At 60.3% G+C, this 15,882-nt stretch carries 11 protein-coding genes; 8 read left to right on the forward strand and 3 right to left on the reverse strand.

Annotated features, from left to right (window positions below; genetic code table 11):
• Positions 1 to 22: 22 nt before the first annotated feature.
• The 3 genes from C7477_RS10875 to C7477_RS10885 form a co-directional block, all read right to left on the reverse strand.
• Positions 23 to 937, reverse strand: a complete 915-nt coding sequence (locus tag C7477_RS10875; RefSeq protein ID WP_110751970.1) for a LysR family transcriptional regulator — start codon at positions 935 to 937, stop codon at positions 23 to 25.
• A 5-nt stretch (positions 938 to 942) separates the two neighbouring features.
• Positions 943 to 2,817: a peptidoglycan L,D-endopeptidase MepK gene (locus C7477_RS10880; RefSeq protein WP_110752033.1), complete on the reverse strand. Its 1,875-nt coding sequence runs from the start codon at positions 2,815 to 2,817 to the stop codon at positions 943 to 945.
• A gap of 274 nt (positions 2,818 to 3,091) precedes the next feature.
• Entirely contained in the window at positions 3,092 to 4,573 is a 1,482-nt protein-coding gene (locus C7477_RS10885) for a sigma-54-dependent transcriptional regulator (protein WP_110751972.1), read from the reverse strand.
• A gap of 175 nt (positions 4,574 to 4,748) precedes the next feature.
• On the opposite strand from C7477_RS10885, the gene C7477_RS10890 reads away from it, so the two are divergent.
• The 8 genes from C7477_RS10890 to C7477_RS10935 all read left to right on the forward strand — a co-directional run bounded on the left by C7477_RS10890 (position 4,749) and on the right by C7477_RS10935 (position 15,877).
• Complete coding sequence (locus C7477_RS10890; RefSeq protein ID WP_110751974.1) at positions 4,749 to 6,602, forward strand: M3 family oligoendopeptidase; 1,854 nt, start codon at positions 4,749 to 4,751, stop codon at positions 6,600 to 6,602.
• A gap of 167 nt (positions 6,603 to 6,769) precedes the next feature.
• Positions 6,770 to 7,960, forward strand: a complete 1,191-nt coding sequence (locus C7477_RS10900) for an aminodeoxychorismate synthase component I (RefSeq protein ID WP_110752035.1) — start codon at positions 6,770 to 6,772, stop codon at positions 7,958 to 7,960.
• Positions 7,909 to 8,568, forward strand: a complete 660-nt coding sequence (locus C7477_RS10905; protein ID WP_110751976.1) for an aminotransferase class IV family protein — start codon at positions 7,909 to 7,911, stop codon at positions 8,566 to 8,568. Before C7477_RS10900 ends, C7477_RS10905 begins: the two co-directional genes overlap by 52 nt.
• 265 nt (positions 8,569 to 8,833) lie before the next feature.
• Positions 8,834 to 10,279, forward strand: a complete 1,446-nt coding sequence (locus C7477_RS10910; RefSeq protein WP_110751978.1) for a homospermidine synthase — start codon at positions 8,834 to 8,836, stop codon at positions 10,277 to 10,279.
• 337 nt (positions 10,280 to 10,616) lie between these two features.
• The gene (gene omp10, locus C7477_RS10920) at positions 10,617 to 10,991 is read left to right on the forward strand and encodes an outer membrane lipoprotein Omp10 (protein WP_110751980.1); all 375 of its coding nucleotides are present in this window, start codon (positions 10,617 to 10,619) and stop codon (positions 10,989 to 10,991) included.
• A gap of 213 nt (positions 10,992 to 11,204) precedes the next feature.
• On the forward strand, positions 11,205 to 13,655 hold the full coding sequence (locus C7477_RS10925) for a bifunctional metallophosphatase/5'-nucleotidase (RefSeq protein WP_245411808.1): 2,451 nt from the start codon (positions 11,205 to 11,207) through the stop codon (positions 13,653 to 13,655).
• A 130-nt stretch (positions 13,656 to 13,785) separates the two neighbouring features.
• Positions 13,786 to 14,832: a ferrochelatase gene (gene hemH, locus C7477_RS10930; RefSeq protein WP_110751982.1), complete on the forward strand. Its 1,047-nt coding sequence runs from the start codon at positions 13,786 to 13,788 to the stop codon at positions 14,830 to 14,832.
• A 55-nt stretch (positions 14,833 to 14,887) separates the two neighbouring features.
• A complete protein-coding gene (locus C7477_RS10935) occupies positions 14,888 to 15,877 on the forward strand; it encodes an SPFH domain-containing protein (protein ID WP_110751983.1) in 990 nt (329 codons plus the stop codon).
• Positions 15,878 to 15,882 lie beyond the last annotated feature (5 nt).

Raw genomic sequence — 15,882 nt, forward strand, 5'->3', positions numbered from 1 at the left:
AACTAGGACCGGTTACGAATACTCACAAATTTTCGCGATCCATATTTTCCCGCTCCTTGAACCATTTTGCGAGATAATCCACGAAGATGCGTACCTTGGTTGGAAGGTGCCTGCGATGGGGATAGACGGCATAGATGCCGCCGTCCTTGACGGTGAACTCATCCAGTCCCGTCACAAGCCTGCCGCTGGCCAGTTCCGCTTCGGCTACGAAGCGCGGAAGAATGCAAAAGCCCAGCCCCTTCACTGCCGCGGCCATGGTCACCAGCGGGCTGTTGACTTCGATCGGGCCGCTGACGGGAACGGTGAGCAACGAGCCGTCCGTATTGCGGAAATGCCAGTTGCCGCGGGAGCGATTGTTGGTATCGACGATGCAGGGGCGTTCATGCAGGCCTTCCGGCCTTTCAGGCATCCCGAACTTTGCGATAAGTTCGGGCGAGGCGCACAATATGAGGTGAAGCGCGGTCAGACGCCTGGCGATGAGCGAAGAATCCTGAAGCCAGGTGATGCGGATCGCCACGTCGAACCCCTCCTCCACCAGATCGACGAATCGGTCGTCAAGCCGGATATCGAGGACGATTTCGGGGTGTTCGGCGCAGAAATCGATGAGAGATTGGCCGATCGGTGCATCGGCGAAGGTGCGTGGAGCGGAAAGCTTGATGCGCCCGCGCGCGTCACCGCTGGTCTCGCTCATCGAATCTTTCAGGCTATCGATATCGCGAATGATCTCCGAGGCGCGCTGATAATAGACGTGCCCCGCCTCGGTCATGGAAAATTGCCGAGTCGTGCGATTGAGCAGCAGAACACCCAGTTCGTCCTCCAGCTCGCGCACATATTTGGAAAGAAGCGCCTTGGAGCGGCCGATCTTGCGCGCCGCCGCGGAAAACCCCTCCGCTTCCACCACATCAATGAAGGCCCGCATCCGGGTAAGGGTGTCCAATGCCCCTAATTCGTCTTTGAAAACTTGGCGATGGACAGGAATGTCACAGCTTTTCCCGAAAACCTGTTGGCATTGTCCGAAGGCAGGCTCGGCTGGAAGCCGGCGGTGTAGACCGTTGTCGGCGCCGTGCGAAGGGCATCGTTGCGCAGCGCCATGCCCTTGACCGGCACAGCCCGCGAAACCGGCGTGCTGGAGGTTGCCATGCGCGGCATCGGCACGCCCGCGGGCTTGACGATCGCTTCCGGCTCCCTGCCCTGACCGGAATGCGGCTTGGAGCCTTTCGCCGTGGTTCGTACGCCCGTATTCACAGCACTGATCGCTTGCCCGCGAGCGGGCGCCTCACGCTGCGCTGTACGCGTCGAAGCTGGATTCGCGGGTGTCACGGAGGCGACAGGCTGAGCAGCCTCCTCTTCCAGTTCGTCCGGCTCATCAGGCACCGCGATCATTTCCAGCGCCTCATGCTTCGCAGGCCTTGGTTCCGGCGCGGCAAATGCCATTTGCTGGGGTCGCGCCGGTGCGCTTTGCGGTAGCGGGAATGCAGGCATGTCCGTATGCGCCGCCACCATCTGCGCAATCTCATCACGCTTTGAAGTATCCGGCACACCGGCGGTCGTTTCATTGGCGACGGCGACGGGAGCGCTCTCTGGCATAGGCTCGGGCCGGGGCGCAGGAACAACGGCGGCAGCGAGCATCATCGCCGGATCGTCATGCCTTGGCTTTTTCATCGGCACCGGCACAAAACCGTTCAACAAGGGATTTGTTTCAGCGGCAGCGGCAACTTGGCTAGCTTCGGCCTCGGCGGCCAACGCCGCGCTAGGTACATAGCCGACGCTGCCCGGAGGGGGCGGCACGAGTGTATTTGGCGGCGGCGGAGCGACCATGGCAAGCGCCGTCTGCGGCTTGCTTCCGGGCACGGGCACGGCGAAGGCGAGCGCCGCTTGCTCCTCGGGCGTCGCATCCGCAACGCTGGCGGCAGGGCGCGGTGCGTCGAGCGGACGGGGAAGGTCGCGCGGCGGCAGCGCTGCCAGGACGGTCTGCTGCGGCTGAGGTTCTGGCGAGGGGAGCGGCGCAGGGGCGCGGGCCGGAGCAACCGGCGCGGGCGCCTCTTCTTCCTCGGCGACCGGAGCCCGCGGCGTTGCGCGCGACGGCCTGGCAGCGGAAGCCACCGCGATCTCTCCGCCGGATTCGCTTGTATCTTCTTCTTCGTCCGCCCCTCCGCCGAAGAGCATGCCGAACAGGCTCTTGCTCTTGCGCGGCGCGCTTGCAACCATGATCGAACCGCCATTGGCCTTGCGGGCCTCATAGGCGGCGAGTGCCTGTTCGTAACCAGGCAATGGCCTGCCGTCGGTCGGCATATGCAGCGTTTTACCGTCCGGGAAGAGCGCCAGCAATTCGCGGCGGCTCATGCGCGGCCAACTGCGGACATTGCCGACATCCATATGCACGAAGGGCGAGCCCGAAGTCGGATAATAGCCGACACCGCCGGACTGATAGCGCATGCCCAGAGCGCGCAATTTCTTGAGCGGCACGTCGGGAATATAGAAATCCATCGCCTTGCCGAGCATGTGCTGGCTCTTCTTGGCAACCCCGCGTGAACGCGAGCGCAACAGCGAGTTGGTTGCGGGCGAGCGATAGGCCGAAACGACATGAATATATTCGCGAGAGCCGCTGGCCTTGTAGACCTGCCAGACAAGATCGAACAGGCGGGGATCCATCTTGGTCGGCTCGTTGCGGCGCCAGTCGCGCAGGAACCGGTTGAGCTGGTTCAGCCCACCCGACAGATAGCGCCCGTTCTTCTTGAAGGTGATCTCCGCCCGCTCCTTGGTGTGGACGAAGTAAACCTTCAGCGTCCGCGTCTCCGCTGATGCCAGAGAAGGCATGAGAAAAACGGAAAGGAAGGCGATCCAAAGCAAACGGCGCGCAAGCACCGTCGCGAAAATCCCCCTGAGCGCTGAAATATGGTCCGTCAATTGCGTAGCCTTGCCATTCTAGCAGTCCCCGAAGGCTGACTATCGGAATAATGGTTAATGGACATTTATTGAAGACCGAATACGTTTATAGAATGGCAAAAAAGGCACAGCAGAGCATGTCATTTATGTTATGGTGAATGGCTTATTAACAAACTATCAAATCTGCTAATTTCCTGATTTCTAATCAATAAGTTTCGCCATCAGTCTCCGCCTCTCCGCCTGCGTCGATGCCGTAGTCCTTCAGCTTGCGATAAAGCGTCGAGCGGCCGATTCCGAGCCGTCGCGCCACCTCGCTCATCTGGCCGCCGTAATGGGTGATGGCGAGGCGAATCATCGCCTCCTCGATTTCGGCAAGCGGTCGCGCATGCCCCTGTCCGTCAATGCCTTGCAATTGCCCGAACCGATCCGACATCAGCGGACTTTCGATGGCCTCCTCATGTGCGAGGCCGGAGCGATGCGCCTGCGCACCGCTTATCCGCGCATGGCCATTAACCTGAGCCTGAATTTGCGGAAAATCATCCACCGTCAGTTCCATGCCTTCGCACAACACCACGGCGCGGAACACCGCGTTCTCCAATTGCCTGATATTGCCCGGCCAGTCATACGCTCCGAGCAGCGCAAGCGCGGAAGGTGCGATGCCCCTGATTTGCGTACGCCCCTCTTCGGCGGCGAACCGCGTCAGAAAATGGCGCGCCAGCATGACAACATCCTCGCGCCTGTTACGCAAGGCTGGCAGGGAAATCGGGAACACATGCAGCCTGTAAAACAGATCTTCACGGAATTGCCCGGCCTTTACCAGGTCAAGCAAGCTGCGGCTGGTGGCCGATATAAGCCGAACGTCGGTCTTGACCGGTTCCCCCCCAATCGGATTGACCTCGTCTTTCTGCACGGCGCGCAGAAGCTTTATCTGCATTTCCGGTGGCAGATTGCCGACCGCGTCCAGAAACAATGTTCCACCATCCGCCTCCACAAATTTGCCGATGTCTTTCTCCTTGTCGCTGGTGAAGGAGCCCTCCTCATTGCCGAAAAGAATAGTTTCCACCTGGTCGTCGGGGATAGCCCCGCAATTGACGGTGATGAACGGCTTCCCGCACCGCTCGCCGGAACCATGGATCGCCCGCGCCAGCATCTCCTTGCCGGCGCCGGATTCCCCCTCGATGAGAACTGGAAGGTTCGACGCTGCCGCCTTCTGCGCGAGCCTGATAACGCGCTCCATCCCCTCGCTGCGCGCCACCAGATCACGTAACGTCAGACGCCCTTCCGCCCAATGCCGGATGCGCTTGATCTCGCCCTCCAGCGCCCCAAGCTTCAATGCATTGGTGACCGCCACTTGCAGACGCTCCGGCGAAACCGGCTTGACCACGAAATCGGATGCGCCGAGCCGCATCGCCGTGGTCACCGTGTCGAGCCCGCTCTGCCCTGTCTCCACGATGACGGGAACGAACAACCCCGCCTCGCGCATCCGCCGCAGGATGGTAAAACCATCCATATCGGGCATGACGAGATCAAGAATGACGAGCGAGATTTCCTTGCGATTGCGCAACAGCGACAGCGCCGCCTGCCCGCCATCCGCCAGAATTGTCCTGTAGCCCATCCGCATGATAGCTACTTCCAGCAGGCGGCGCTGGCCTGGATCGTCGTCAACGATGAGAATGGGACCGGCCATGGAATATGTTTTCATCTGAGATAAAACTAAGCTGGATCAACATGGCTTAGGAATCTAAATAAAAGTACGTCAGTCAAAGATCGCATTTGAGTAAAATGCAATCGCGTTCGCTGATCGCGGGTAGAACCATATGGGGAGCAATTATAATATGAAACATGGATTTAAGGAACCTCTCATGAATAGCTCCCCCGAAATAGCCCGCCAATCCGCCCGGGAAGGCGCAAACAGCCCACGGTCTGAACAGCAAAATTTGGGCATCCTGCCGGAGTGGAATCTGGCCGACCTCTATCCGGCAATCGATTCACCCGAGCTTGCGGCAGACATGGCCAAGGCTGCCCGCGACGCCGTCGCCTTTGAGGGGCGCTGGAAAGGCAAGCTCGCGGAGGAAGCCGCGAAGCCCAATGGCGGCGAGTTTGCCCACGCCATCATCGCCTATGAGGCGCTGGAAGAGCTGATGGGCCGCATCTATTCCTATGCCGGCCTCGTCTATGCCGGCGATACGTCCGATCCCAAGCACGCCAAGCTTTATGGCGATGTGCAGGGAAAGATGACGGATGCCAGTACCCATCTGATCTTTTTCGGCCTCGAACTGAACCATATCGACGACGCCGTGATCGAAGCGGCGATGAACGCCAATCCAGCCATCGGCCATTATCGCCCATGGCTCACCGATTTGCGCAAGGACAAGCCCTATCAACTGGAAGACCGCATCGAGCAGCTTTTCCACGAGAAGTCCGTGACCGGGTATGGCGCCTGGAATCGCCTGTTCGACGAAACGATGACCGCGCTGCGCTTCACCGTAGATGGCGAAGAAATGCCCATCGAGCCGACGCTCAATCTCCTGCAGGATGCCGACGGCGCGGTGCGCAAGAAGGCCTCGCAAGCGCTCGCCGAAACCTTCAAGGCGAACTTGCGCACCTTCACGCTCATCACCAACACGCTGGCCAAGGACAAGGAAATCTCCGACCGCTGGCGCGGCTTTAACGATATCGCCGATTCCCGCCATCTGGCGAACCGCGTCGAGCCCGAGGTGGTCGATGCACTGGTGAAATCCGTACGGGACGCCTATCCGCGCCTGTCGCACCGCTATTATGCGATGAAGGCCAAATGGCTGGGCCTCCCCGTCCTCGAGAATTGGGACCGCAACGCGCCGTTGCCCGAGACGCCGCAGACGGTGATCCCGTGGAGCGAGGCGAAGGACACGGTGCTTTCAGCCTATGCCGGCTTCGCCCCTGAAATGGCGGATATCGCGGGCGATTTCTTCGACCGCAACTGGATCGACGCACCGACCCGTCCCGGCAAGGCCCCGGGCGCATTCGCCCATCCGACCGTCCCCTCCGCGCATCCTTACGTGCTGCTCAACTACATGGGCAAGCCGCGCGATGTGATGACACTAGCGCATGAGCTTGGCCACGGCGTCCATCAGGTGCTGGCGGGTCGCCAGGGCGCGCTGATGGCTTCGACGCCGCTGACGCTGGCCGAAACCGCTTCGGTCTTCGGCGAGATGCTGACCTTCCGTTCCCTGCTCGATGCTACCCGCGACAAGCGCGAGCGCAAGGCGATGCTGGCGCAGAAGGCCGAGGACATGATCAACACGGTCGTGCGCCAGATCGCCTTCTACGAGTTCGAGCGGCGCATCCACACCGAACGGCGCGGCGGCGAGCTTACGGCCGAGCGCATCGGCGAAATCTGGCTCGACGTGCAGAAGGAAAGTCTCGGCTCAGCCGTCCGGCTAAACCCCGGCTACGAGAACTTCTGGACCTATATCCCGCACTTCATTCACTCGCCGTTCTATGTCTACGCCTATGCCTTCGGCGATTGCCTGGTGAACTCGCTCTACGCGGTCTACCAAAACAGCGAAAAAGGCTTTCAGGACAAGTATTTCGAGATGCTGAAAGCAGGCGGCACCAAGCATCACAAGGAGTTGCTGGCGCCGTTTGGGCTCGATGCCACGGATCCCGGCTTCTGGAAAAAGGGGCTTTCGGTGATCGAGGGGATTATCGATGAGTTGGAAGCGATGGAAGGGTGATCTTTTAACCGGAGGCGCTTGTGCCTGAACCCACCCCCCTCTGCCCTACCGGGCATCTCCCCCTCAAGGGGGGAGATCACGCCTTCATAGACGCGCGGCCTCAATCATCTACGTTGCAGAACGAGCGGCGAGGCTCATCTCAGCCAATCTCCCCCCTTGAGGGGGAGATGCCCGGCAGGGCAGAGGGGGGTAACTCCAGAAGCCACACCGTCCAACGCAATACCCCCCACATCCTCTTCCGCGACGACAAGGCTGAGCGCGAACTCCTCTTCGCCGAGCCATCCGAAATCATCCTCGCAGAAAACCCCGCCGATTTCGAACCCGCCTTCGCCGCCCTCCAGAATGCCCACGATCAGGGAAAATGGCTCGCCGGCTATCTCTCCTACGAAGCCGGCTATCTGCTGGAGCCCAAGCTCAAACCTCGCCTCCCCGCAAACCGCCGCGCGCCGCTTCTCTGTTTCGGCGTTTTCGACGGCCCGTCTGACCTCTCGCTGCCTCCGCTAGGACCTCAAAGTGAGCCTTTCCTCACCCACCCTCGCGCCACCTGGAGCTTCGAGCACTATCAAAAACGCTTCACCCGCCTCCACCGCCACCTGCGCGAGGGCGATTGCTACCAGGGCAACCTGACCTTCCCCGTCCACGCACGCTGGTCGGGCGACCCGATGGCCGCCTTCGATGTGCTGACGACACGTCAGCCCGTGCGCTATGGCGCGTTCTCCAACCTCGGCGGCCCCATCATCCTGTCGCGCTCGCCGGAACTGTTCTTCGATGTGAATGCGGAAGGCTGGATCGAGACCCACCCCATGAAGGGCACCACACCGCGCGGGAAAACGCCGGAAGAGGACGACCGGCTCAGGAATTTCCTGATCAACGATCCGAAAAGCCAGGCGGAAAACCGCATGATCGTCGATCTCCTGCGCAACGACATTTCGCTTATCAGCGACCCCGCAACCCTCCATGTGCCGGAGCTCTTCAAGGTCGAGCGCTACCCGACCGTGCACCAGATGGTCTCCAGAGTGCGCGCCCGCCTCAATCGCGGCCTCACCCTTCGCGAGATTTTCGCGGCCCTCTTCCCCTGCGGCTCGGTGACGGGCGCGCCAAAGATCCGCGCCATGGAAATACTGTCCGAGCTTGAAGATCAGCCGCGCGAGGTATATTGCGGTGCGATCGGCTGGATTGCGCCGCAGGGCCGGATGCGTTTCAACGTCGCCATCAGGACTGTTTCGCTCTATCCTGATGGCCAGGCCACTTTCAACATCGGCGGCGGTATCGTTTTCGATTCCACCGCGGAGGCGGAGTACGAGGAATGTCTTCTGAAAGCCCGGTTCGCAACGGGAATGGCCTCGATTACGAGCTGATCGAAACGTTGCGATGGGAGCCGCTTTGCGGCTTTCTGCGGATAAACCGCCATCTGGCGCGGCTGGAACTTTCAGCCCGCCAATTGGGTTTCCCCTTTGACGAGACCTCGATCCGCGCCAAGCTCGATGGGCTGGCGCGAGGTGATCAGGCCCTTCGTGTCCGCCTCGCCCTTGATCCCGATGGCAGCATCGGCGTGACTGCGCAACCCTTCACCCCGCTTTCGTCCGATACCGTCTGGCGCGTCGCCATCGCCCGCACCCGCCTCGACAAGAACGACCCGCTCCTTCACCACAAGACGACGCGACGGCAGATCTATGACGCCGCCCGGGCGGAATTCTCCCGCGACGATATCGACGAAGTGATCCTGCTCAACAATGAGGGCCGCGTCTGCGAGGGAACGATCACATCGGTCTTCGCGGATCATGGCGCCACCTGCTGCGCCACCCCTGCGCTCGATTGCGGCCTCCTGCCCGGCATCCTGCGCGAGGAACTGATTTCAGGCGGCATCGTCCATGAAGCAGAGCTGACGGAAGACGATCTCCGCAAGGCGAAGAACATCCTCGTCGGCAATTCCTTGCGCGGGCTGATCAGGGCAAAGCTCTTGTGACGCTCCCGGTCGTCATCCTCGCCCTTGTGGCGAGGATCTGCCGACGCCACCGGCACAAGATCGAGCGACGCGCCGGCATAGCTTTAAAATTGCACAGGCAATAGATCCTCGCCACAAGGGCGAGGATGACGAAAGCACGGAAATACACCGGGAGAAATACCCCGTCATACTTTATTGTGACGGGAAACTATGATTTAGCCGGAGTCGAACCCCTTAAAAGGAACATTCTGCACGAAACATCGAACCCAGATTGGAGATACTGGAAATGGCGGAAAAGAAATGGCCGATTTACGGCGAAATCACCGGCCCTGTTGTTATGATCGGCTTCGGGTCGATCGGGCGCGGTACCCTGCCGCTGATCGAACGCCATTTCAAATTCGACAAGTCGCGCATGGTCATCATCGACCCAAGCGACGAGAACAAGAAGATCGCAGACGAAAAAGGCATCCGCTTCATCCAGGAAGCGGTCACGCCTGACAATTACAAATCCCTCCTCGCGCCATTGCTTAACGCGGGCGGTGGTCAGGGTTTCTGCGTCAACCTCTCGGTCGATACATCTTCCGTCGATCTCATGAAGCTCTGCCGCGAGCAGGGCGCGCTTTATATCGATACCGTCGTGGAGCCATGGCTTGGCTTCTATTTCGATGAAACCGCCGACAACGCCGCGCGCACCAATTATGCGCTGCGCGAGACCGCGCGCACCGAGAAGAAGAAGAACCCCGGCGGCACGACCGCCGTCTCCTGCTGCGGCGCCAACCCCGGCATGGTTTCCTGGTTCGTCAAGCAGGCGCTTGTCGATCTCGCCACCGAACTGAAGCTCGACTTCACCGAACCCGCGCCCGACGATCGCGAGGGCTGGGCGAAGCTCATGAAGAAAGCCGGCGTCAAGGGCATCCACATCGCCGAGCGCGACACGCAGCGCGCCAAGACGCCGAAACCGCTCAATGTCTTCTGGAACACCTGGTCCGTGGAGGGTTTCATTTCGGAAGGCCTGCAGCCGGCTGAACTTGGCTGGGGCACGCATGAGAAATGGATGCCGAAGAACGCCCACGAGCAGAAGAAGGGCAACAAGGCCGCCATCTTCCTGGAGCAGCCCGGCGCCAACACCCGCGTGCGCACCTGGTGCCCAACGCCCGGCCCGCAATATGGCTTCCTCGTCACCCACAACGAGGCGATCTCGATTGCCGATTACTTCACCGTGCGCGACAAGAAGGACGACGTCACCTACCGTCCCACCTGCCATTACGCCTATCACCCCTCGAACGATGCCATGCTCTCGCTCGACGAGATGTTCGGCGCCGCTGGAAAACCGCAGCCGGTCCAGCATGTGCTCGAAGAGAACGAGCTGCTCGACGGCATCGATGAGCTTGGCGTGCTCCTCTACGGCCACGACCGCAACGCCTATTGGTACGGCTCGCAGCTTTCGCTGGAGGAAGCCCGCAACCTCGCGCCATACCAGAACGCGACCGGCCTGCAGGTGAGCTCCGCCGTGCTGGCGGGCATGGTCTGGGCATTGGAGAACCCGAACGCCGGCATCGTCGAGACGGACGAGATGGACTACCGCCGCTGCCTCGAAGTGCAACTGCCATATCTCGGGCCGGTGAAGGGATACTACACCGACTGGACGCCGCTTGAAGGCCGCCCCGGCTTTTTCAAGGAAGATTTGGATACCAGCGATCCTTGGCAGTTCCGGAATATTCTGGTGCGATGAGGGTAGGCGCCCTCCTTCCCCCCTGCGGGGAGTGAGGAGCGATCGGCTGTAGGCCGAGGAAAAGCCAACGATTTGGCTTTTCCAGCGACGAACGCGCGAAGCCATAGCGGAGCGCTGCCCGCGGAGCGGGCGGATGGGGATGGCGACGGCTATGCTCAATACTGGACTCCCCACCCGGCCCTTCGGGCCACCCTCCCCGCAAGGGGGGAGGGAAGCCAGGGCCCCAACCTGTGCCCAAAAAGCCACACCCCTTTCCCCTCCCCCTCACCGGACTTGTTTTGTTCAAGATTTGGGTACATCAGAAGATAAAGCCCAATTTGAACGGAAGAGCCAGATTATGAAACGCTTACGCGCAGCGGCAGCCCTTGCCTTGATTTCCGTAACGCTCGCGGCCTGTCAGTCCGCCGGCCCCATCGGCAATGCACCCACCGTCATCGGCACCGGCGGCATCGAGGGCAATTGGGTCGATCCCAACGGCATCACCTCCAGCTTCAATTCCGGCGTGTTCGTTACGCGGACGACCGACACGAACGAGAAGCTTGCCGAGGGCAGCTATCGCTACGAGACACCGCAGCTCGTCTCCATCGATATGCGTTCGCTCGTCCGCGGCACCACCTCGCGCGTCAATTGCGCCGTGGTTTCGCCTTCCCAGCTCAACTGCACCTCCTCCGCCGGATCGCAGTTCACGCTGACGCGCAAGGCTGCCGGCTAGGCTCCTTGTCTTGTCGCCATTCGAAGTCCTCGGGTTAAACTCAAGGACTTCGAGAAACTGTTTCAAGCTCGTTCTGACAAATTATTAATTTTTCTTTAAAGACTAGCTGCAGAAGTTACTTTCTGGCTTGCATCCTGCCCAGCAAAATATAAGCATTTAAAAACTCGGTGGGGGCCGAGTTCTTAGCGGGCGTGTCCAATGGAGCAAGTAGTAATGTCTATATCCTGCATCCGCGTATTATTCTGTACTTCGGTTCTTGCGATGTCGGCCGATGCCGCCCTCGCGGACTACACGCTCAACATACTGCACAACAACGACTGGCACAGCCGGATCGAATCCATCAACAAACATGACTCCACCTGCTCCTCCGCGGAGGAACAGAAGAACGAGTGCTTTGGCGGCGCTGCCCGGCTGAAAGCAGCTATCGATGCCCGTAGAAAGGCGCTTGACGGCAAGAACGTTCTGGCTCTCAACGCGGGCGACAATTTCCAGGGATCGCTCTTCTACAATACCTATAAGGGCGCTGCAGAAGCCGAGTTCATGAACCTCATGAAATTCGACGCCATGACCATCGGCAATCATGAATTCGACGATGGCGAGGACGGACTTGGAGCATTCATCGGCAAGGTTGATTTCCCGATTGTCAGCGCCAATGTGCGGCCCGATATAAAATCGGCACTGAACGGCAAGATCAAGCCCTACCTCATCAAGGAAGTCGGCGGGCAGAAGATCGCCATCGTCGGCGCCGTGGCGAATGATACGGCGGAACTCGCTTCACCCGGTCAAAAAGTTACGATTGCGGAGGATGTGGCAACTATTGCCGCCGCTGTCGAGGAAGTGACGAAGCAGGGCGTCAACAAGGTGATCGCGCTCACCCATGTCGGATATCCGCGCGACATGGCGGCAATAGCCAAGATCCCCAATGTGGACGTCGTCGTCGGCGGTCATTCCCACACTTTTTTGTCGAACAGCGACCCGAAAGCGGAAGGTCCTTACCCAACGCTCGTCGATAACCCCGGCGGCTATCATGTGCCCGTCGTCCAGGCCAAGTCATACGGCAAGTATCTGGGCGAATTCACCGTCACCTTCGATGACACGGGCAAGCCCCTGTCGGCCAAGGGCGACCCGATCCTTCTCGATTCTTCAATCAAGGCAGACGAGGTGGTGCTGGCCCGCGTCAAGGAACTGGCCAAGCCTATCGAGGAATTGAAAAACAAGGTCATCGCCAGCTCCGTCGGTCCGATTGAAGGATCGCGCGAAATCTGCCGGGTCGCCGAATGCACGATGGGCAATCTCGTTGCCGATGCCATGCTCGACCGGGTGAAGGGTCAGGGCACCACCATCGCCATCATGAATGGCGGCGGCTTGCGCGCATCCATCGATGCGGGCGACGTGACCATGGGCGAAGTGCTGACCGTGCTGCCCTTCCAGAACACACTTTCCACCTTCCAGTTAAAAGGCGCGGATGTGAAGGCTGCGCTTGAACACGGCGTCAGCCAGGTCGACGAAGGCGGGGGCCGCTTCCCGCAAGTGGCTGGGCTGAAATACAGTTTCGACAAATCGAAACCGGCGGGTCAGCGTATCAATTCCGTTGAAGTCGGCAGCGGCAACGCCTGGAAGCCGCTCGACCCGGCAGCCACCTATGGCGTCGTCGCCAACAACTTCACCCGTGGCGGCGGCGACGGCTACAAGGTTTTCGCGACCAACGCGATCAATGCCTATGATTACGGCCCGAGCCTCGAACAGGTCGTCATCGATTATCTGGCGAAGAACCAGCCATACAAGCCCTATACCGATGGCCGCATCAAGGCCGTCGCCATGCCGGCCGTAACGAAGGCGCCCGAGGCACAGGCGCTAGATCCCGCAGTGACTGGCACAGCCAAGCCGGCGGAGCCGGCGCAAGCGGCCAAACCGGCGGCTCCCGTCAAGCCTGCCGAAACCGCCAAGACCGCTGAAGTAGCCAAGCCTGCTGCGCCTATGCAGGCGACCAAGCCAGTTGCGCAAGCCAAACCGGCAAAGCCTGTGCAAGCGGCCAAACCTGCTACGCCTGCCAAGCCTGACGAAAAAGCCAAAACTGCGGAGGTAGCCAAACCCGCAAAGCCTATGCAGACGACCAAGCCAGTTGCACAAGCCAAACCGGCAAAGCCTGTGCAGGCGGCCAAACCTGCTGCGCCTGCCAAGCCTGACGAAAAAGCCAAAACGGCAGAGGTAGCCAAGACTGCCAAGGTAGCCAAGCCCGCAAAGCCTATGCAGGCGACCAAAGCAGTTGCGCCTGCCAAATCGGTAAAGCCTATGCAAGCGACCAAACCTGCTGCGGCCAAGCCCGTAAAGCCTATGCAGCCTGCCAAGTCAATTGCAACGACCAAGCCGACGACGCCTATCAAGCCGGTAAAGCCTATGCAGGCAGCCAAGCCCACGGCTCCAGCCAAACCGGCAAAGGCGGCCAAGCCAGTCGCTCCTGTCAAGATGACCCAAAAGACCAAGCCTGCCGTGGCGGAAGTCCATATCATCAAGGCGGGTGATACTTACTGGGATCTTGCGGCGCGCTTCTACGGCAACCCGACCGAATGGCGTAAACTACGCGCCGCCAACAAGTACCATCCCCGCCGTCTGCCTATCGGCGGGACAATAACCGTACCGGCCAGAACCGTTCCGGCCAAATAAACACGAAGCGCGCGGACACCCTATGGTGTCTGCGCGCTTTCGCTCAATTGTAATCTTAACCCGAGGACTCTACGTCTTGGCCGCTTTGGTGGTATGGCAACCATAAGCACGCGGACCAAGGAGAAGCGATATGAGCGAAGCGGGGCAGACAGCGGTTACAAAGGAAACGATGTCGAAGGTCGGCGTGCTCCTGGTCAATCTCGGCACCCCTGACGGCACCGATTACACCTCCATGCGCCGTTATCTCAAGGAGTTTCTCTCCGACAAGCGCGTCATCGAATGGCCGCGTGCCATCTGGTATCCGATCCTGCATGGCATCGTTCTCAATACGCGCCCGAAAAAATCCGGCAAACTGTACGACCGGATCTGGAACCGCGATAAAAACGAGTCGCCGCTGCGCACCTTCACCCGCGCCCAAGGCGAAAGACTGGCTAAAGCACTCGCCGATTATCCTAACGTCGTCGTAGGCTGGGCCATGCGCTACGGCCAGCCCTCCATCGAAACCGTGCTGACGCGCCTCACCGAACAAGGCTGCCGGCGCATCGTCATGTTCCCGCTCTATCCGCAATATTCCGCGACGACGACGGCGACCGTAAACGACAAGTTCTTCGAAGCGCTGATGAACACGCGCTTCATGCCCGCCGTGCGCACTGTCCCATCGTACGAAGACGAACCCGCTTATATCGAAGCCCTCGCCCGCTCCATCGAAAACCATCTGGCAAAGCTCGACTTCGAGCCGGAGGTTGTAATCGCCTCCTATCATGGCATTCCACAGAGCTATGCCGAACGCGGCGACCCCTACCCCGCCCATTGCATGACCACATCGCGCCTGTTGCGCGAGCGGCTCGGCTGGGGGGAAAAGAAGCTCCTCACCTGCTTCCAGTCCCGCTTCGGTCCGGAAGAATGGCTCCAGCCCTATACCGACAAGACCATCGAGCAGCTTGCCAGGGATGGCGTGAAATCCATCGCCGTCTTCAATCCCGGCTTCGTCTCCGATTGCCTGGAAACACTGGACGAGATCGGCAACGAGGCAGCCCATAGCTTCCGCGAACACGGCGGCGTCAATTTCAGCCACATCCCCTGTCTCAACGATTCCGATGAAGGGATGGCGGTGATCGAAACGCTGGTCCGCCGCGAACTGCAAGGCTGGGTTGAAGGAAAGGGAATAAGGGAGTAGGGCAATAGGGGAGTAGGTTTTTCGGCATATTCCCCTACTCCCTTAAGGTGCTCCGATGACCGGTTTCGATATTACGCTGCTTATTCTGGCCGCACTGGTTCTGGCGACGCTGTTCGCCGGCATCAAGACCGTGCCGCAGGGCTTCAACTACACCGTCGAGCGGTTTGGCCGCTATACGCGCACGCTCAATCCCGGCCTGAGCCTGATCGTTCCGTTTTTCGATCGCATAGGCGCGCGCCTCAACATGATGGAGCAGGTGCTGGATGTGCCGACGCAGGCGGTCATCACCCGCGACAACGCCATCGTTGGCGTGGACGGCGTGGCCTTCTATCAGGTCCTGAACGCCGCACAGGCCGCGTATCAGGTCGCACAGCTGCAATATGCGATCCTCAACCTGACCGTCACCAACATCCGCACGGTCATGGGCTCCATGGATCTCGATGAGCTGCTGTCGAACCGTGACGCCATCAACGAGCGCCTGCTGCGCGTTGTCGATGAAGCCGCCCATCCGTGGGGCATCAAGATGATCCGCGTGGAGATCAAGGACATCAACCCGCCGGAAGACATCGTCGCCTCGATGGCCCGTCAGATGAAAGCCGAGCGCGACAAGCGCGCGCAGGTGCTGGAAGCCGAGGGCGACCGTAACGCACAGATCTTGCGCGCCGAAGGCCAGAAACAGTCGCAAATTCTGGAAGCCGAAGGCAAGCTGGAGGCGGCCAAGCGCGAGGCGGAAGCCCGCGAGCGGCTTGCGGAAGCGGAAGCCAAGGCGACGACGATGGTTTCCGAAGCAGTCGCCAACGGCAATGTGCAGGCGCTCAACTATTTCGTGGCACAGAAATACACCGAAGCCCTCAGCAATATCGCCAGCGCCAAGAACCAGAAGATCGTGCTGATGCCGCTGGAGGCAAGCGCGCTGATCGGCTCGCTTGGCGGCATCGGCGCGATTGCCAAAGAGGTCTTCGGCGGAAGCGCGCCGGTGGAGCCGGAGCCGCAATCGCCCGGCCCCTCACGCCCGCGCAGCGTTCCGCCTGCGGGCCGCGGTTAAAAAGC

It is taken from the genome of Paramesorhizobium leguminum, from assembly GCF_003217235.1.
Taxonomy (GTDB): Bacteria; Pseudomonadota; Alphaproteobacteria; order Rhizobiales; family Rhizobiaceae; genus Paramesorhizobium; species Paramesorhizobium leguminum.